Genomic DNA, 17113 nt, shown 5'->3' with positions numbered 1-17113 from the left:
TTCAGCGGAGGGATTGGGGGTGGGGCTGTGCCTCGCAGAGACCGGTCCAAGCGTTAGATGTCCCCACCCCAATCTCTCCCCTGAAGGGGAGGGGCTTACGCGCATCACCGCGTCGGCACGGGTTCCGGCCCGGAATAATCATAAAACCCCCGCCCGGTCTTGCGCCCGAACCACCCGGCTTCGACATATTTCACCAGCACCGGCGCGGGGCGAAACTTGGGGTCGCCCGTCCCTTCGAACAGCACGCGCGTGATCTCCAGACACGTGTCGAGCCCGATGAAATCGGCGAGCGTCAGCGGCCCCATCGGATGGTTGAGCCCCAATTGGCACGCCAGGTCGATGTCGCGGATCGTCGCCACGCCCTCGCCGAGCGCGAAGCACGCCTCGTTGAGCATGGGCATCAACACGCGATTGACGATGAAGCCCGGCGCGTCGTTAGCGCGCACGACCTGCTTGCCGAGCCGCACCGCATAGGCCTCGACCGTGGCGACCGTCGCATCCGACGTGGCGAGACCGCGGATCAGCTCGATCAGCCCCATTACCGGCACCGGATTGAAGAAATGCACGCCGACGAAGCGCCCCGCATCGGGTGCCGCCTGTGCGAGCCGCGTGATCGGGATCGACGAGGTGTTCGAGGCAAGCACCGCGTCCTGCGACAACACCTTGCCGACCTCGGCGAAGATCGCGCGCTTGATCTCCTCGCGCTCGGTCGCCGCCTCGATGACCAGAAACGCCGGCCCCATCGCCGCGACGCTCTCCACCGGCTCGATCAGCGCGAGCGCGGCATCGCGCGCCTCGGCGGTGATCTTTTCCTTGGTGACCGCGCGGTCGAGCTGCTTGGCGATCCCCGCCTTGCCGGCCTCGGCCCGCGCGAGGTTCATGTCCGAGAGCAGCACACGGTAGCCCGCCTGCGCCGACACCTGCGCGATCCCCGCGCCCATCTGCCCTGCCCCGATGACTCCGACCGTATCCATGCGTCCGCTCCTATCCGTTTGACGCGTCGATAGCGGATTTGGCGCGGCGGGGAAGGTCCTACGGTGCGAGCCGTGCCGCCTGCGCTTCGGCCAGGATCACCGCGAACTTGCCCTCGGCATCGGTCCATTCGGCGATCGGCGTCCAGCCGCCGGCGCGCAGCAGGATCCGAGCATCGCGTGCACCGTATTTGTGGCTGTTCTCGGTGTGGATCGTCTCGCCCGCCGCCATCGTGAAGGGGCGGCCTTCGATCGTGAACGACACGTCCTGCGTCGCTTCGAGATGCATCTCGATCCGCGCACGATCGTCGTTCCAGATCGCGCGGTGGCGGAACTGCTCGACCGGGATCGTACCCGCAAGCTCGCGGTTGATCCGCGTCAGCAAATTGAGGTTGAACGCCGCGGTCACGCCTTGCGCATCGTCATACGCCGCCTCGAGCGTCGCGGGATCCTTGATCCGGTCCATCCCGATCACGAGCATGGCGCCCTCGCCGAGCGATTCCTTCATCGCGCGGAGCAGATCGACCGAGGAATGCGGGATCATGTTGCCGATCGTCGATCCGGGGAAGAAGCCGAGCTTGGGCGTCTGCGCGACCTGCATCGGCAGCGCGATCGGATGCATGAAATCGGCCTCGACCGGCAGCACGGTCAGGCCGGGAAAGGCAGAGGCCAGGCCCGCCGAGGATTCGCGCAGGAAATCGCCCGAAATGTCGATCGGGACATAAGCAGAAGGCGCCACCGCCTGCAGAAGGATCGGCGTCTTGGTCGACGATCCCGAACCGAATTCGACCACTGCCCGGCCCGCGCCCGCCCGCGTCGCGATATCGGATGCGCAATCACGCAGAATCGCGGTTTCGGTGCGCGTCGGATAATATTCGGGGAGGTCGGTGATCTGCTCGAACAGCTCCGACCCCGCCCGGTCATAGAACCAGCGCGCCGGGATCGCGCGCGGATGCGCATCGAAGCCGCGCAATACGTCCTGGCGAAACGCCGGATCGGCCAGCGACGCCTGGCCGTCCTCGATTTCCTGCTTCAACATGTCAGAGATCTTTCGCGAGGCGCACGCCGGTGAATTGCCAGCGCTGATGCGGATAGAAGAAATTGCGATAGCTCGCGCGCAAATGCCCACGCGGCGTGGCGCACGAACCGCCGCGCAGCACGCACTGGCCGCTCATGAACTTGCCGTTGTATTCGCCGACGGCGCCTTCGATAACGCGGAAGCCGGGATAGGGGCGGAACGCGCTGCCGGTCCATTCCCACACGTCGCCGAAGAAAGCCGGGCCGCCGGGCGAGGGGCGCGGCTCGACCGGGCCCGCAGCATCCATCTGGTTGCCGCCGAGCGAATCGTATGCGCTCGCCGCGGCTTCCCACTCGGCTTCGGTCGGCAGCCGCGCGCCAGCCCAGCTGGCATAGGCGTCCGCCTCGTAGAAACTGACATGCGTCACCGGCGCCGCAGGATCGATCGCGCGCCGGCCGTCGAGCCCGAAGCGAGTCCAGCCGCCATCGGTCTGCTCCCAATAGAGCGGCGCGACGATCCGCTCGCGCTTCACCCAGGCCCAGCCGTCCGATAGCCAGTGGCGCGGTTCGGCATAGCCGCCATCGGCGATGAACGCGGCCCATTCGCCGTTGGTCACGGTGCGGTCGGCAAGCGCGTGCGGCGCGAGCAGCGTGGCATGGCGCGGCGCTTCGGCATCGAAGGCAAAGCCGTCGCCGTCATGGCCGATCTCAGCGATACCGGCCGCGCCCTCGATCCAGCCGATCCGCGCGGGCATCGCCACGGGCACCTTGCGCGGCGCGGGCCACACCGAAGGCTCGACCGGATTCTGCGCCATCAGGTGCAGGATGTCGGTGACGAGCAGTTCCTGATGCTGCTCCTCATGGTGGCAGCCGAGCGTGATCAGCGCGCGCGCGCCATCGGGCAGATCGGGCAAGGCGGCGAGCACGGCAGCATCGACATGCGCGCGATAGGCGAGGATTTCGTCTAGCGCCGGTCGCGTCACCATCCCGCGCCGATTGCGCGCATGGCGCTGCCCCTCGGCCTCGTAATAGCTGTTGAACAGGAACGGGAAGCGATCGTCGTACAGCGTATAGCCCGCAACGAAATCGCGCAGCACGAAGGTTTCGAGAAACCACGTCGTATGCGCGAGATGCCATTTGGCGGGCGAGGCGTCGTCCATCGACTGGGCGGTCGCATCGGCATCCGACAGCGGCGCGACCAAGGCGACGGTGAGCGCGCGCACAGACGCAAAGCGGGTCGCCAGATCGGCGGGGTCAGGCTTGGGGGCAATCTGCACTTGCATCGTCATGTCCCCAGTCCCCCGTATACCCCGCATCCCTCGGCAGGAGGCAGATCCGGCGAGGCTGTGAAGCTCATCGCGTCGCGCCGGGTCGCCAAAGAACGTCGCCACCCGCGTTTTGGTTCACTGCGCGGGCCGCAACGAAGAGATAATCCGACAATCGGTTGAGATAGGCGAGCGCGAGCGGGTTGATCGCGACCTCGCGCGCCGCCGTCACGCCGGCGCGTTCGGCGCGCCGAACCGTCGCACGCGCGACGTGCAGCGCGGCCGCAGCAGGCGTACCGCCGGGCAGGATGAAGCTCGTCAGCGGGCTCAGCTCGCTGTTCATCCGGTCGATCTCGTCTTCGAGCCGCGCGACCTGCGACGCGACGATCCGCAGCGCCATGTCGTTGGGCGCGAAATCCGCACCGCCGTCCCCGCCGCCGGGCGTCGCGAGGTCGGCGCCGAGATCGAACAGGTCGTTCTGGATCCGCTCGAGCAACGCCGGCAGCCAGGCGAGTTCGATCCCGCCGTTACGCAGCGCGACCACCGCGACGCCGATGGTGCTGTTCGCCTCATCGACATCGCCGATCGCCGCCATCCGCGCAGCGTCCTTGGGCGTGCGCGATCCGTCGACGAGACCGGTTGTGCCGTCATCGCCGGTACGGGTGTAGATTCGATTGAGCTTGACCATGACGGATCCCCCGAAAGCGAGCGGCTCAGCTCTTGCCGGCGAGCCACATCAGCAGGACGACGAGGAAGATCGCGATCGCCTGGAACATAACGCGATATTGCATCATCTTGTTCGACTGAATCGACGAAGCGGACACGCGATCGCTCGACGTCCCGTCGCGCAGATCCTGGCTGGCGCCGAGCAGGAAAACCACCAGCCCGCGCACAAGGACGACAACCACCGCAATCATCGCGGCGACCAGCAGGATGGTGAGAAATGTGCTCATCGCATCAATCTAGGCATTCACCGCGATAAAGCCAATGCCCGCGCGCAATCGCTCCGCCACCGATGCCCCGTCCTCGCCCGCCAGCCGCAGGCGTTCGAGCGTGGGAGCGTTGGTGCGCTTGGCGAGCCGCGTGCCATCGGCGTCCGCGATCAGCGCGTGGTGGTGATATGTCGGCGTCGGTAGCCCGAGCAGCACTTGCAGCAGGCGGTGGACATGCGTCGCGGCGAACAGGTCGATTCCGCGCACGACGTGGCTGACGTCCTGCGCGGAATCGTCGATCGTCACCGCGAGGTGATAGCTGGCCGGCGCGTCCTTGCGCGCGAGGATGACGTCGCCGTGCGAGAGCGGATCGGCGACGACGGTGCCGGCGATTTCGTCGGTCCATACGAGCGCCGCCGCGCCTCCCCTCCCTGGAAGGGAGGGGATCGAGGGGTGGGTCGGCCCGTAGTGGAGCGCAACGTCCGCCTCGGGCCGCCCCACCCCCAGCCCCTCCCTTCCAGGGAGGGGAGGCGTGAGGGCGACCGCCTTCGCCATATCGATGCGCCACGCAAACCGATCCCCGCGTACCATCCGCGCCGCGCGCATATCGTCGTGCAGCCCCCGGCACGTCCCCGGATACACCGCCTCGGGCCCATGCGGCGCGCTCAAGCTCGCCGCGATTTCGGCGCGCGTACAGAAACACGGATAGAGCAACCCCATCCCCCGCAACCGCTCGAGCGCGGCGGCATAGACATCGAGCCGGGACGACTGGAACAGCACCGGCCCGTCCCACCCCAATCCGAGCCAGCGCAGATCCGCCTCGATCGCCGCGACATGCTCGGCGCGGCTGCGGGTGCCGTCGATATCCTCGATCCGCAGCAGAAACCGCCCGCCCGCAGCACGCGCGCGATCGTGCGCCAGGATCGCCGAAAAGGCATGGCCGAGATGCAGCCGACCCGTCGGGCTCGGCGCAAAACGCGTGACGACGGATGGCATGCGCGCACTTGACCGCGAGTCGGTCGTCGTGCTGAAATCGCAAAAGACGGGTAGCGCTGTCATGACAGCGTCATCCTAATGGGCTTGAAGCCCCGCAGGAAGCGCCACTCAGTGGTAAAGGAGGGGCCGAAGTGTACCATCCCGATCTGATCCGCCACCCCGATGGCTGTCCCGCGCTCGTGCTCAACGCGGACTACACCCCGTTGAGCTATTATCCGCTGTCGGTCTGGCCGTGGCAGACCGCGATCAAGGCGGTGTTCCTCGACCGCGTCGACATCGTCGCCGAATATGAGCGCGAGGTGCGCAGCCCGACGCAGCGGATCAAACTGCCCTCGGTGATCGCGCTCAAATCCTATGTCCGGCCCAGCGCCTTCCCCGCCTTCACGCGCTTCAACCTGTTCCTGCGCGACAAGTTCGTCTGCCAATATTGTGGTGCGGGTAACGACCTGACCTTCGACCATATCGTCCCGCGCGCACAAGGCGGCCGCACGACGTGGGAAAATGTCGCGACCGCCTGCTCGCCGTGCAACCTCAAAAAGGGTGGGCGCACACCGAAACAGGCGGGGATGCCGCTCCATATCGACGCGATTCGCCCGACGAGCTGGCAGCTACAGGAACATGGCCGGCGCTATCCGCCCAATTTCCTCCACGATACCTGGCACGACTGGCTCTATTGGGACGTCGAACTCGAAGCCTGAGTCCGTCAACGGGGCCGGAACGATCGCCCTTGCGCGCCGTTCACCCCTGCAAAGGGAGAAACCGATGCGCCGGCTGATGATCACGACCTGTCTGTTGCTGGTGGCAGGATGCGAATCCAAGCCGAACAATGACGAATATGCTGCCAATTTCGTGCCGCCGACGCTGCTCAAGCGCGCCGAATACGAAACCGCGCTCGAAGCACGCTGGACCCGGCTAGACCGCAACCTCGACGGCGCGATCGAACAGTCCGAGGTCCCGGTGAAATATGCCAAGCGGCTGAACGCGCTCGATGCCGATCATGACGGCAAGATCTCGCACCGCGAATTCATCGGCGGCAGCCTTGCGCGCTTCGACCGTGAGGATAGCAATCACGACGGCCTGCTGACCAATGTCGAGAGCAGCACCGCGCGCAAAGCCGAGGACGCCGCCGACGCCGCATCCGCGACGACCGCGGCGAAATAACCGACAGGCGATTGACCGCGCTGCTGCCGCAATGCAGCATCGCGGCATGGCTGACCTCCCCGGAATCGCAAACAATCCCGACATCCGTTTTCTGGGCAAATTGCTCGGCGACGTGATCCGCAATTATGGCGGCGAAGCGCTCTACGCGCGGACCGAATCGATCCGCACCGCCTCGGTCGATCGGCACCGGACCAAAAATGGCGACAGCGGTCCCGAGAGCGATCTCGGGCTCGACGCGCTGAACCTCGACGAGACACTCGATTTCGTGCGCGGCTTCATGCTCTTCTCGATGCTCGCCAATCTGGCCGAGGATCGCCAGGGCGTCACCGCCGAGCAGGGCGCCGACGTCGCCGCCGCGCTCGAACGCCTCGCCGGCGAGGGGATCGACAAGGCGCAGGTGATGGACCTGCTCGGCCACACGCTGATCGCCCCGGTACTCACCGCGCACCCGACCGAAGTGCGCCGCAAGTCGATGATCGATCACCGCAACCGGATCGCCGCCTTGATGCGGCTGCGCGATGCCGAGGTGACCGAAACCCCCGATGGCGACGATGTCGAGGAAGCGATCCTGCGCCAGATCGCCTTGCTGTGGCAAACCCGCGTACTGCGGCGCGAGCGGCTCTACGTCACCGACGAAGTCGAGATCGCCCTCTCCTATCTCCGCGACGTCTTCCTGCCCGCGCTTCCTGCGCTCTATCAGCGCTGGGACCGCGCACTCGGCGAGCGTGTGCCGAGCTTCCTCAAACCCGGCAGCTGGATCGGCGGCGACCGCGACGGCAATCCGTTCGTCACCGCCGAAAGCCTCAAGGCAGCCCTCGCCAAGGCGAGTGAGGCGGTGCTCGGTTACTATATGGATGCGGTCCATGCGCTCGGCGCCGAACTGTCGATATCGACCCAGCTTGCACCCGCCGACGATGCGGTGATCGCGCTCGCCAATGCCAGCGGCGACACCGCCGAGAGCCGCAGCGACGAACCCTATCGCCGCGCGCTGTCGGGAATCTATGCCCGCCTCGCGGCGACGCATCTCGCGCTGACCGGCAAGCCCGCGCCGCGTGCCGCTGCGCTCAAGGGCGAGCGCTATCCCGATCCGCAGGCGTTCCGCGCCGATCTCGTGACGATCGCGCGCGCCTTGCGCCACGATGGCGGCGCGCTGTCGTCGGGCGGGGCGCTCGGCCGGTTGATCCGCGCGTGCGAGACCTTCGGCTTCCATCTGGCCACGCTCGACCTTCGGCAGAACAGCGCCGTCCACGAGCGCGTCGTCGCCGAACTGCTCAAGGTGGCGGGCGTCGAGGGCGATTACCTGTCGCTCAACGAATCGCAGCGTGTCTCGCTGCTGCGCCACGAACTGTCGAACGCGCGTCCGCTCGCCAGCCCGTTCGCCGATTATTCGGACGAGACCAAGTCCGAACTCGCGATCGTCCGCGCCGCGGCCGACGCGCATGCCACATACGGCCCGGCGTGCATCGTCCAGCATATCGTCTCGATGGCGCAATCGGTGTCCGACCTGCTCGAGCTCAACATCCTGCTCAAGGAAGTCGGCCTCTACCGCGGGGGAGAGAACCCGAGTGCCGCGATCATGGCAGTGCCGCTGTTCGAGACGATCGGCGATCTCGAGGCCGCGCCCGGCATCATGACCGAATGGTTCTCGCTCCCCGAGGTGCGCGGCATCACCGCGGCGCGCAGCTTCCAGGAAGTGATGATCGGCTATTCCGACAGCAACAAGGATGGCGGCTATCTCACCTCGACCTGGAGCCTGTCGAAGGCCTCGACCGCGCTGAAGGGCGTGTTCGCCGGGGCCGGGGTGGGCATGCAGCTGTTCCACGGCCGCGGCGGTGCGGTCGGGCGCGGCGGCGGCTCGGCCTTCGCGGCGATCCGCGCGCAGCCGTCGGGCACCGTCCAGGGCCGCATCCGCATCACCGAGCAGGGCGAAGTGATCGCGGGCAAATACGGCACGCGCGAAAGTGCGATCACCAATCTCGAGGCGATGGCCTCGGCGACGTTGCTCGCCAGCCTCGAACCCGATGCGCTGTCGGCCGCCGATACGCAGCGTTTCTCGGCGGCGATGGACACGCTCTCGGCCTCGGCCTTCGCGGCGTATCGCGACCTGGTGTATGGAACCGAGGGCTTCCGCACCTTCTTCCGGCAGATGACGCCGATCGTCGAGATCGCCGGCCTCAAGATCGGCAGCCGCCCGGCGAGCCGCACCAAGTCCGACAAGATCGAGGATCTGCGCGCGATTCCCTGGGTCTTCAGCTGGGCGCAGGCGCGCGTGATGCTGCCGGGCTGGTACGGCGTCGGCCAGGCGCTCGACGCTTTCGAGGACAAGGGCCTGCTCGCCGAAATGGCGCAAGGGTGGCCGTTCTTCGCCGCGAGCCTCGCCAATATGGAGCAGGTCATCGCCAAGTCCGACATGGACATTGCCGCCCGCTACGCGACGCTGGTCGAGGACCGGGCGCTGGCCGATGCGATCTTCCCGCGGATCGTGACGGGGTGGCAGCAGGCGCATGACGGTCTGCTCGCGGTGACCGGCCAGTCGCGGCTGCTCGAGGCGCATCCCGCGCTCGACGCGTCGATCAGGCTGCGGCTGCCCTATATCGAGCCGCTCAACCTGCTCCAGATCGAACTGATCAAGCGCCGCCGCGCGGGCGACGAGGACGAGCGGATCGGCGAAGGCATCCTGCTGTCGATCAACGCGATCGCGACCGCGCTGCGCAATTCCGGATAATCCTCCCCCGCGTAGCGGGGGAGGGGGACCCTGAGCATTTAGCGAAGGGTGGAGGGGGCCGCGCCACGAGCGGTGCGCTCGCGGAGAGGCCCCCTCCGTCAGCCTGCGGCTGCCACCTCCCCCGGTGCCCGGGGGAGGATTGCGTTACGCGACCGCCGGCCCCCCGGTCGCCACCGGCGCATCGACCACCTCGCCGCGCGAATACAGCCCGGTCAGAATCCCCGCGCCGATCACATGCCCCGCCATCGCGTTGAGCACCGCGCCACGCCCCGGCCCGTCGCCGAGATCCTCGGGCAAGCAATCGAGCGCGAACAGCTGGAAGACGTAGCGATGCTCGCCATGCCCGCTGGGCGGATCGGGCGCGAGCCAGCCTTGCGACAGGAACGAGTTGATCCCGATCGCACCCGCCGCGCCATCGGCCGCGATCGCGCCCTCGGCGAGGCCGGTGGTCGCGACGTTCATGCCCCACAGGATCGCATGCACCAGCGGCGCGGGGGTCGGCGAATCGGCGTCCTCGACGATCAGTGCGAGGCTCTGCGTGCCCGCTGGCGCGTCGGTCCATTGCAGCGGCGGCGAAACGCCCTCCCCGTCCGCGGTGAAGCGCACAGGCATCTCGGCAAAGTCGCCGAACGCCGGGCTGCTCAGCGCGATCTCGACCGCGCCGATCCCGAGCGATGGATGGACGATCGCAAGATGCTCGGCGCCGGCGCGGACACCGCGCAGGCTGGCGCCAAGCCATTCGGGGACATGTTCGAGCATCGCTGGTCCTTTCGAAACCGTATCCCGTTCAAGCCCTTGGTGCGCCAACAGGTTCCGCCCGCGTCACAAAAACGGCGCGGCGATCTCCTCGCGGACACGCGCCAGCCGCCCGGTGGCGCGGTCGAGCATCGCCCAGGTCGTCACCGCCTCGACCTTCACCTTGCCGTCCGCGCCGGTGAAACGCACGTGCCGGTCGAAGCGCGCGCCCTTGGGCGGGGCGGCAATCCAGGTCTCGCCCGTCACCGTCTCACCAACGCGCACATTGCCGCGATAGTCGATCTCGTGCCGCGTCACGACCCAGACATACGCCGCCTGATGCTCGGCCGGCGCAAGCGCGACCCAGTGCGCCACCGCGATCTCCTGGATCCAGCGCACCCACACCGCATTGTTGACATGGCCGAGTTCGTCGATGTCGGCCGGGCTCGCGGTGATGATCTGGGTGAAGCGCGTCATGCGTCGCGCTGTGCTCGCGATCGCCACCAATGCACGCCCCCGACGATCGCCGCGATCGCGACGATCCCGCCCGCGAGATACAGTACGGCGTGGCCGTGCGGCATGAAACGCTCGATCAGTTTCTCGAAACTGTGCCCGAACAGATAGCCGATCCCGGTGAAGGCGATCCCCCACACAATCGCCGCGATCGCGTTGATGAGCACGAACAGCCGGGTCTCGACCCTGGTCGTGCCGATCGCGATCGGGCTGATCGTGCGGAAGCCATAGATGAAGCGGAAGGCGAAGATGAAGCCGATCGGATAGCGTTCGAGCAGACCGAGCGCGCGTGCGAAGAGCGGTCGCTTTTGCTGGCGTTTCACCCAAGCCTTGCCGCGGAAATAGCGGCCGGCGCTGAAGAAGATCTGATCGGCGACGAACGACCCCGCCGCCGCCGCCGCCATCGCGCCGGGGAGCGGCAGCAGACCCTTGTGCGACAGCAAGCCGCCAGCGATCACCACCGTCTCGCCTTCGAGCCCGGCGCCGAGGAATAGCGCGGCAAGACCGTATTTCGCGATGATCGTTTCGATCGACACTAGCGTATGCCGCCTCTTGCTTGAGCCACCACCGTCATCCCCGCGAAAGCGGGGATCCCGCTTCTTCTTCTTGGACACCGCGAGGTAGCGGGACCCCCGCTTCCGCGGGGGTGACGAGAAGAGCAGCCGGTGGCATCCCGATCACCCCTCGACGCCCAATTGCCACAGCACGAAAGCATGCTCCTCGGCCGCCTCGCGCAAGCTTTCGAAGCGTCCCGACTTGCCCCCATGCCCCGCGCCCATGTTGGTCTTGAGCAGCAGCACATTGCTGTCGGTCTTCACGCTGCGCAGCTTGGCCGCCCATTTCGCGGGCTCCCAATAGGTCACGCGCGGATCGTTGAGGCCTCCGCTAATGAACATCGGCGGATAGGCCTGCGCCTTCACCTGGTCGTACGGCGAATACCCGCGGATCAGCTCGAACGCTGCGGCATCCTCGATCGGATTGCCCCATTCAGGCCATTCGCCGGGCGTCAGCGGCAGCTCGGCGTCGAGCATCGTGTTGAGCACGTCGACGAACGGCACGTCGGCGATCACCGCGCCCCACAATTCGGGATCCGAATTGACCACCGCACCCATCAGCTCGCCGCCGGCCGAGCGGCCCGCGATCGCGATCTTGCCGGCCGAGGTCCAGCCGCCCGCGATCAACCCCTTCGCCACATCGACGAAATCGTTGAAGGTGTTGGCGCGCTTTTCGAGCTTGCCGTCGAGATACCATTGCTGGCCGAGGTCGTCGCCGCCGCGGATATGCGCGATCGCATAGGCAAAGCCGCGATCGAGCAGCGACAGCCGCCCGGTCGAGAAGCCCGGCGGGATCGCATAGCCGTACGCGCCGTACGCATAGAGATAGATCGGGCGGCTGCCGTCGCGCGGGAAATCCTTGGGATAGACGATCGAGACCGGCACCTCGGTGCCATCGCGCGCGGTGATCTTGAGCCGCTCGGTGCGATATTTGTCGCCGTCATAGCCCGACGGGATTTCCTGCACCTTGAGCGTGGTCAGCGTGCCCGTCGCGACGTCGTAATCATATTCGGTGCCCGGCGTGACCATCGATTCATAGCCGACGCGCAGCACGTCCATCGCATATTCGGGATTGTTGCCGAGGCCCGCGTCGTAGCTCGCCTCGGGAAAGACGATCCGCTGCGGCGCGATGGCGCTGTCGTAGCGGTGGATCTCGATCTGATCCAACCCGTCCTCACGCCCATCGACGATGAAGAAATCGCGGAAGCAGTCGATCCCGGTCATGTAGAAATGCCGCGACGGACCGATCTTCTCGACCCACTCGCCCGGCGCCGAGATATGCGCGGTGCACAGCCGGAAATTGGGATCCACGTCATTGGTGTGGATGAACAGCGTGTCGCCGTGCATGTCGACATCGTACTCGCGCCCCACCTTGCGCGGCGCAACGCACAGCGGCGTCGCGAGCGGGTCGGTCGCCGGGAGCAAATAGATCTCGCTCGTGACATGGTCGCCGCTCGACAGCACGATCCATTTGCGGTCGCTGGTTTCCGACACGCCGACGCGGAAGCCCTCATCGGCTTCCTTGAACAATTCGACATCGTCGGCGACCGGCGTGCCGAGCCAGTGCAGCCGCGCATTGTCGGTGCGCCACTGCTCGTTGGCGAGGCCGTAGAGGAAACCCTTGTCGTCGGCGGTCCAGACGATTTCGGAGAGCATGCCGGGGATGACGTCGGGCAGATGGTCGCCGCTCGTCAAATCCTTGACGCGCACCTCGAACCGCTCCGAGCCATTGTCGTCGATCGCATAGGCGAGCAACCGCCCGTCGTTCGACACCGAAAAGGCGCCTAGCCGGAAATATTCCTTGCCCTCGGCGAGGGCGACCTCGTCGAGGATCAGGTCGGGAGCCCCCCCGCCGACCGGCTTGCGCCACCATTTGCGATATTCGCCGCCGGTCTCGAACGAGGTCCAGTACAGCCAGTCGCCATCCTTCTGCGGCACCGACGAATCGTCTTCCTTGATGCGCCCCTTCATCTCGGCATACAGCCGGTCGATCAGCCCCTTGTGCGGCGCCATCACGCCTTCGAAATAGGCGTTCTCGGCCGCGAGATAGGCGAGCACGTCCTTATCGTCGACCTCGGGGTAATTGGGGTCCTTCAGCCACGCATAGGGGTCTTCGATGGTCTGCCCATGCGCGGTGAAGCTATGGGCGCGGGTCTGGGCGACGGGCGGGGTAAGATCGGTCATCCCCGATCCCTACCCGCTCCTGCCCGGACAAGTCGAGATGTGCGCGACGCCGATCAGGCGGAGACGAGCGGCCCGGCCGCCCGGTCGGTGAGACGCACGAGCGTCCCCGGCGCAGCAAGTGCGGGCGCGCCTTGCGCGCGGCGCGCGCCATTTGCCCGCCGGTCGAACGCCACGCGCACGTCGCGCTCGCGGCGATCGTGACGGAAAGCGCCGGCATGCCCCGCCAGCGCCGCAATGCGCTGCGCCAGCGACGCCGCCGCACCCAGGGTCTGCTCGACCATCGCCGCATTCTGCTGTGCGATCCCGTCGAGCTGGTGCACCGCACCCTTGATCTCGCCGATCGCGGTCGCGAGCGCGGCATTGTCGTCGGCAATGCCCCGCATCAGATCGGCGGCTTCGGCGCAGCGCGCGAGGATCGTTTCGAGCGCGCCATCGACCTGGCCGACCGCACCGACCGCGACCCCGACTTCGTCCTGCGTCGTGCTGAGCTGAACCCGCGCGCGCTTCGCCTCGTCCTCGGCGCGCATCGCCAGCGTCGAGACGAGATCGGCGACCACCGCGAATCCCCCGCCCGGCATCACCCGCGCGCCCCGCCTCGACCGCGGCGTTCATCGCCAGCACGCGTGTCTGGAAGGCGATCTTGTCGAGCCCCTCGATCACGTCGTCGATCCCCGCCGTGCTCGTCGATACGCGGCGCATCGCCTCGATCGCGCCATCGGTGCGCTTGCGCACGTCGCCTGCCGCGGCGAGCGTCTGTTGCGACCCTTGCGACGATTGCGCGGCGGCCTGTGCGGTGATGCGCAACCGTGCGTTCATCCGCTCGATCGAGGCGGAAGTCTGTTAGATCGCGGCGGCGCTGCTTTCGGTGCGCTGCGCGAGATCACCGGCCGCCCGCGCGATCGATTCGGACGTGACGTTGATGGCGTTCGTCGTCTCGACCACGGTGCGCACCATCGTGCGCAGCGTATCGACCGCGCGGTTGAGGTCGGCCTGGACGCCGGCGTAGCTTGGCGAGAAATCGACCGAAATGCTGTGGCGCAGGTCGCCCGATGCCATCGCGCGCAGCACCTGGCCGAGCGCGTCGGCGATGAAGGTCTGCTCGGCGCTCGTGCGGGCATCCTGGGCGGCGCGGTCGCTTGCGGCGCGGCGGAAGACATCGACCGCGCGCGCCATGTCGCCGAGTTCGTCGGCGCGGTCGCCATACGGGACAGCGCGATCGGTACCCTGCGCAATTGCGATCGTCACGTCGATCACACTGGCGAAAGGGGCCATGATCTTGCGCCGCAGATAGACCCCGCGCCGATCGCCGTTGCGAGCACCATCGCCGCAAGCGCGAGCAAGGCGATCGACGCGGTCGCCACGATCCAGTCGGAGCGCGCCTTCAGCATCGTCTGATGCTGCCGGGCGAGCGTCACCGCGCGGTCGATCAGCGCGCGGTGCGCGGCATACTCGGCCGAGACGCGATCGTAGCTGGCGCGGACCGCCGCGGCATCGCCCGCGCGCACCGCGGCCGTCAGCTGCTCGACGCCGTTTCAGAAGCGCCGCGCCGGCGCGTCGGCTTCGACCGTGAGCGCGCGCACCAGGGCCGGGTCGAGCTTCGCCGCGGTCCAATAGGCATGGCGCGCGTCATAGGCGCGCCGCAGCGCCGCCAGCCGTGTAGCGCGCAGTTCGATCTGTTCGGGATGGTTGGCGAGCAGCGTCGCCTCGAGAAATGGCTCGAGCACATATTCGAGCGGCGGCAGGATATCCGCGACAAAGTCCGAGGAGGACTGGATTTCGCTTGAAACCGGGCCACCGATCCGGACCAGGTTGATACTATAGGCGGAGACCGCGATCGCCAGCAGGACGGTCGTGATGATCAATACGCTGCCGAGTTGGAGGCGCTTGGCGATCGACATGGCGAGACATCTCTTCCGGAGAAACCGACACGCTCATTATAGCGGGTGCGCGGACCGGCCGGGCGCGCCTGCGCATCATTCTGGTCGGGCCTGTTGCGCCCGCGCGCAATCTGCCAAGGTCGCGCGACGTCGCGACCGATCCCGCTGGGTTGGGCCGCCCCGCCACCGCCGCTCTTGTTTCCAGCAGCCACGAGAAAAGTGCATGTCGATCCACTCCACCCGCCTCGCCGCGCTTCGCGCGCACCTCCAGCAATCGCGCCTCGACGGATTCGTCGTTCCGCTGACCGACGAACATATGAGCGAATATGTCGGCGCCTATGCGCAGCGGCTCGCCTGGCTGACCGGCTTTCAGGGCTCGGCCGGGAGCGCGGTCGTGCTTGCCGATAGCGCCGCGATCTTCACCGACGGGCGCTACACGCTGCAGGTACGCGAACAGGTCTCCGCCGCCGACTTTGAGTATGTCGCCGTCCCCGCGACGAGCATCGCCGCCTGGCTCGGCGCGCATGCGCCCGCCGGCGGGCGGATCGGCTACGATCCGTGGCTCCACACCCGCGCCTGGGTCGAGGAAGCGCGCGCCGCGCTCGCCGCGCGCGGTGCCGAGCTGATCGCGGTCGATGCCAATCCGATCGATGCCGTCTGGAGCGACCGCCCGGTCGCCTCGGACGCGCCGCTCGTCGTGCAGGACGAGGCGCGCGCCGGCGTCGGCTCGGCCGCCAAGCGCGCACAGATCGCCGACTGGCTGGCCGAGACCGGCGCCGATGCGGTGGTGCTGACCGCGCTCGATTCGATCGCCTGGGCGCTCAACGTGCGCGGCGGCGACGTCGCGCACACGCCGGTCGCTTTGGCCTATGCGATCGTCGATGCCGACGGCACCGCCGATCTGTTCGTCGCCCCCGAAAAGGTCAGCGACGCGGTCCGCCAGCACCTCGGCAATGCGATCCGGCTCCACCCGCGCGCCGCCTTTGCCGAGGCGCTCGGCCGCTATGCCGGCAAGACGATCGCTGCGGACCCCGAGCGCGCGGTCGCGGCGATCTTCGATCGGCTCGATTCGGGTGGCGCCACGGTGCTCGCGCTGCGCGACCCGGTGGTACTGACCAAGGCGGTCAAGAACCCGGTCGAGATCGCCGGTCACCGTACCGCCTCGGCACGCGACGGTGCCGCACTCGCCAAATTCCTGCGCTGGGTCGAGGCCGAGGCGCCCAAGGGCGGGCTCGACGAACTGGCGTGCGTCGCAAAGCTGCAGGCGTTCCGCGAGGCGACGGGCGTGTTGCTCGACACCTCGTTCGATACGATCTCGGCGACGGGCGCGCACGGCGCCAGCCCGCATTACCATTCGACCCCCGAATCGAACGCGCCGCTCGAACTGGGGCAGCTCTATCTCGTCGATTCGGGCGGGCAATATGCCGACGGCACGACCGACCTGACGCGCGTCCTACCGATCGGCGAGCCGACGGCCGAGGTGCGCGATCGCTTCACGCGCGTGCTGCAGGGCCATATCGCGCTGGCGACGGCGGTCTTCCCGCTCGGGACGACGGGCGCGCAGCTCGATCCGTTCGCGCGGCGGCCGTTATGGGCGGTCGGGCTCGACTATGCGCATGGCACCGGCCACGGCGTCGGCGCCTATCTCTCGGTCCATGAAGGCCCGCAGCGCATCGCCCCGCCGAGCTATCCCGGCGGCGGCCCCGCCGAGCCGCTGCGCGCCGGGATGATCCTCTCGAACGAGCCCGGCTATTACAAAGCGGGCGAATACGGGATTCGAATCGAGAATCTGATCCTGGTCGAGGACCGCAGTTTCGACGGCGGCGCGCCGATGCTGGGATTCGAGACGCTGACCTTCTGCCCGATCGAGCGCTCGCTCATTGTCGCCGAGATGCTCAGCGCGGCCGAACGCGCATGGCTCGATTCGTACCATGAGCGCGTCGTCGCGGTGATCGGCGCGCATCTCGATGCCGACGAGCGCGCCTGGCTCGACGCGAAATGCGCACCTATTTCGTGACGTCGTCGTCGCGCGGCGCGGTGTCGAGTGCCCGCTCGCGCCCCTTGCGGCGCTTGAGGTTCTCGCGCAGCGCCGCGGCGAGCCGCGCGGCTTTTTCGTCGTCTTTGCTGCCCATCTGTCACACGCTCCTTGACAATCCCCGCGCCAACGGGTCTTAGGCCGCTTC

19 protein-coding genes and 1 pseudogene are annotated in these 17113 nt (G+C 67.4%); 4 read left to right on the top strand and 16 right to left on the bottom strand.

Going from position 1 to position 17113, the window contains the following annotated elements:
• Nucleotides 1-104: 104 nt before the first annotated feature.
• The 6 genes from EAH76_RS20740 to EAH76_RS20715 form a co-directional block, all read right to left on the bottom strand.
• Entirely contained in the window at nt 105-974 is an 870-nt protein-coding gene (locus tag EAH76_RS20740) for a 3-hydroxybutyryl-CoA dehydrogenase (protein WP_140852177.1), read from the bottom strand.
• A gap of 58 nt (nt 975-1032) precedes the next feature.
• Nucleotides 1033-2010 (bottom strand): L-histidine N(alpha)-methyltransferase, encoded by a 978-nt coding sequence (gene egtD / locus EAH76_RS20735; protein ID WP_140852176.1) that lies wholly within the window; start codon nt 2008-2010, stop codon nt 1033-1035.
• Nucleotide 2011: 1 nt separating this feature from the next.
• Nucleotides 2012-3271, bottom strand: a complete 1260-nt coding sequence (egtB, locus tag EAH76_RS20730; protein ID WP_140852297.1) for an ergothioneine biosynthesis protein EgtB — start codon at nt 3269-3271, stop codon at nt 2012-2014.
• A 70-nt stretch (nt 3272-3341) separates the two neighbouring features.
• Complete coding sequence (locus tag EAH76_RS20725) at nt 3342-3941, bottom strand: cob(I)yrinic acid a,c-diamide adenosyltransferase (RefSeq protein WP_140852175.1); 600 nt, start codon at nt 3939-3941, stop codon at nt 3342-3344.
• A gap of 25 nt (nt 3942-3966) precedes the next feature.
• Entirely contained in the window at nt 3967-4206 is a 240-nt protein-coding gene (locus EAH76_RS20720) for a twin transmembrane helix small protein (RefSeq protein WP_140852174.1), read from the bottom strand.
• Nucleotides 4207-4215: 9 nt separating this feature from the next.
• Nucleotides 4216-5181: a glutamyl-Q tRNA(Asp) synthetase gene (locus EAH76_RS20715; RefSeq protein WP_140852296.1), complete on the bottom strand. Its 966-nt coding sequence runs from the start codon at nt 5179-5181 to the stop codon at nt 4216-4218.
• Nucleotides 5182-5312: 131 nt separating this feature from the next.
• On the opposite strand from EAH76_RS20715, the gene EAH76_RS20710 reads away from it, so the two are divergent.
• The 3 genes from EAH76_RS20710 to ppc all read left to right on the top strand — a co-directional run bounded on the left by EAH76_RS20710 (nt 5313) and on the right by ppc (nt 9067).
• Nucleotides 5313-5879 carry an HNH endonuclease gene (locus EAH76_RS20710; RefSeq protein ID WP_140852173.1) on the top strand — a complete coding sequence of 189 codons (567 nt, stop codon included), beginning with the start codon at nt 5313-5315 and terminating at the stop codon, nt 5877-5879.
• 64 nt (nt 5880-5943) lie between these two features.
• Nucleotides 5944-6342, top strand: a complete 399-nt coding sequence (locus EAH76_RS20705; RefSeq protein ID WP_161989105.1) for a calcium-binding protein — start codon at nt 5944-5946, stop codon at nt 6340-6342.
• A gap of 46 nt (nt 6343-6388) precedes the next feature.
• Nucleotides 6389-9067 (top strand): phosphoenolpyruvate carboxylase, encoded by a 2679-nt coding sequence (gene ppc, locus EAH76_RS20700; protein ID WP_140852171.1) that lies wholly within the window; start codon nt 6389-6391, stop codon nt 9065-9067.
• A gap of 144 nt (nt 9068-9211) precedes the next feature.
• On the opposite strand, the gene EAH76_RS20695 is transcribed toward ppc, so the two are convergent.
• From EAH76_RS20695 to EAH76_RS24580, 9 genes and pseudogenes are all read right to left on the bottom strand, one after another.
• Nucleotides 9212-9826 (bottom strand): YbhB/YbcL family Raf kinase inhibitor-like protein, encoded by a 615-nt coding sequence (locus EAH76_RS20695; RefSeq protein ID WP_140852170.1) that lies wholly within the window; start codon nt 9824-9826, stop codon nt 9212-9214.
• A 63-nt stretch (nt 9827-9889) separates the two neighbouring features.
• A complete protein-coding gene (locus tag EAH76_RS20690; RefSeq protein WP_140852169.1) occupies nt 9890-10279 on the bottom strand; it encodes an acyl-CoA thioesterase in 390 nt (129 codons plus the stop codon).
• Complete coding sequence (locus EAH76_RS20685) at nt 10276-10851, bottom strand: DedA family protein (protein WP_140852168.1); 576 nt, start codon at nt 10849-10851, stop codon at nt 10276-10278. Before EAH76_RS20685 ends, EAH76_RS20690 begins: the two co-directional genes overlap by 4 nt.
• A gap of 141 nt (nt 10852-10992) precedes the next feature.
• Nucleotides 10993-13053, bottom strand: coding sequence for a S9 family peptidase (locus EAH76_RS20680; RefSeq protein WP_140852167.1), 2061 nt, complete (start codon nt 13051-13053; stop codon nt 10993-10995).
• 53 nt (nt 13054-13106) lie between these two features.
• Entirely contained in the window at nt 13107-13631 is a 525-nt protein-coding gene (locus EAH76_RS24600; protein ID WP_277754307.1) for a methyl-accepting chemotaxis protein, read from the bottom strand.
• A 55-nt stretch (nt 13632-13686) separates the two neighbouring features.
• Nucleotides 13687-13869, bottom strand: a pseudogene (locus EAH76_RS24735) (methyl-accepting chemotaxis protein); the annotation flags it as partial.
• A 24-nt stretch (nt 13870-13893) separates the two neighbouring features.
• Complete coding sequence (locus EAH76_RS24590) at nt 13894-14325, bottom strand: HAMP domain-containing protein (RefSeq protein WP_241659817.1); 432 nt, start codon at nt 14323-14325, stop codon at nt 13894-13896.
• Nucleotides 14304-14558, bottom strand: coding sequence for a hypothetical protein (locus tag EAH76_RS24585; RefSeq protein ID WP_241659816.1), 255 nt, complete (start codon nt 14556-14558; stop codon nt 14304-14306). Before EAH76_RS24585 ends, EAH76_RS24590 begins: the two co-directional genes overlap by 22 nt.
• A 27-nt stretch (nt 14559-14585) precedes the next feature.
• Entirely contained in the window at nt 14586-14951 is a 366-nt protein-coding gene (locus EAH76_RS24580; protein ID WP_241659815.1) for a hypothetical protein, read from the bottom strand.
• Nucleotides 14952-15153: 202 nt separating this feature from the next.
• On the opposite strand from EAH76_RS24580, the gene EAH76_RS20670 reads away from it, so the two are divergent.
• Nucleotides 15154-16947 (top strand): aminopeptidase P family protein, encoded by a 1794-nt coding sequence (locus tag EAH76_RS20670; protein WP_140852166.1) that lies wholly within the window; start codon nt 15154-15156, stop codon nt 16945-16947.
• Here the strand turns inward: EAH76_RS20670 and EAH76_RS24730 are convergent.
• Nucleotides 16937-17062: a hypothetical protein gene (locus tag EAH76_RS24730; protein ID WP_277754306.1), complete on the bottom strand. Its 126-nt coding sequence runs from the start codon at nt 17060-17062 to the stop codon at nt 16937-16939. The genes EAH76_RS20670 and EAH76_RS24730 overlap by 11 nt on opposite strands.
• Nucleotides 17063-17113 lie beyond the last annotated feature (51 nt).

Source organism: Sphingomonas glacialis, from assembly GCF_006439055.1.
Classification (GTDB): domain Bacteria; phylum Pseudomonadota; class Alphaproteobacteria; order Sphingomonadales; family Sphingomonadaceae; genus Sphingomonas; species Sphingomonas glacialis_A.
This window is presented reverse-complemented; position numbering and strand designations above follow the sequence as displayed.

Coding starts and splice junctions, on each gene's coding strand:
- EAH76_RS24580 (WP_241659815.1), bottom strand. CDS start 14,951: ATGTCGATCGCCAAGCGCCTCCAACTCGGCAGCGTATTGATCATCACG.
- EAH76_RS24600 (WP_277754307.1), bottom strand. CDS start 13,631: ATGCCGGGCGGGGGATTCGCGGTGGTCGCCGATCTCGTCTCGACGCTG.
- EAH76_RS20680 (WP_140852167.1), bottom strand. CDS start 13,053: ATGACCGATCTTACCCCGCCCGTCGCCCAGACCCGCGCCCATAGCTTC.
- EAH76_RS20670 (WP_140852166.1), top strand. CDS start 15,154: ATGTCGATCCACTCCACCCGCCTCGCCGCGCTTCGCGCGCACCTCCAG.
- EAH76_RS20720 (WP_140852174.1), bottom strand. CDS start 4,206: ATGAGCACATTTCTCACCATCCTGCTGGTCGCCGCGATGATTGCGGTG.
- EAH76_RS20695 (WP_140852170.1), bottom strand. CDS start 9,826: ATGCTCGAACATGTCCCCGAATGGCTTGGCGCCAGCCTGCGCGGTGTC.
- EAH76_RS24730 (WP_277754306.1), bottom strand. CDS start 17,062: ATGGGCAGCAAAGACGACGAAAAAGCCGCGCGGCTCGCCGCGGCGCTG.
- egtB (WP_140852297.1), bottom strand. CDS start 3,271: ATGCAAGTGCAGATTGCCCCCAAGCCTGACCCCGCCGATCTGGCGACC.
- EAH76_RS24590 (WP_241659817.1), bottom strand. CDS start 14,325: ATGGCCCCTTTCGCCAGTGTGATCGACGTGACGATCGCAATTGCGCAG.
- ppc (WP_140852171.1), top strand. CDS start 6,389: ATGGCTGACCTCCCCGGAATCGCAAACAATCCCGACATCCGTTTTCTG.
- EAH76_RS20725 (WP_140852175.1), bottom strand. CDS start 3,941: ATGGTCAAGCTCAATCGAATCTACACCCGTACCGGCGATGACGGCACA.
- egtD (WP_140852176.1), bottom strand. CDS start 2,010: ATGTTGAAGCAGGAAATCGAGGACGGCCAGGCGTCGCTGGCCGATCCG.
- EAH76_RS20740 (WP_140852177.1), bottom strand. CDS start 974: ATGGATACGGTCGGAGTCATCGGGGCAGGGCAGATGGGCGCGGGGATC.
- EAH76_RS20690 (WP_140852169.1), bottom strand. CDS start 10,279: ATGACGCGCTTCACCCAGATCATCACCGCGAGCCCGGCCGACATCGAC.
- EAH76_RS20715 (WP_140852296.1), bottom strand. CDS start 5,181: ATGCCATCCGTCGTCACGCGTTTTGCGCCGAGCCCGACGGGTCGGCTG.
- EAH76_RS20705 (WP_161989105.1), top strand. CDS start 5,944: ATGCGCCGGCTGATGATCACGACCTGTCTGTTGCTGGTGGCAGGATGC.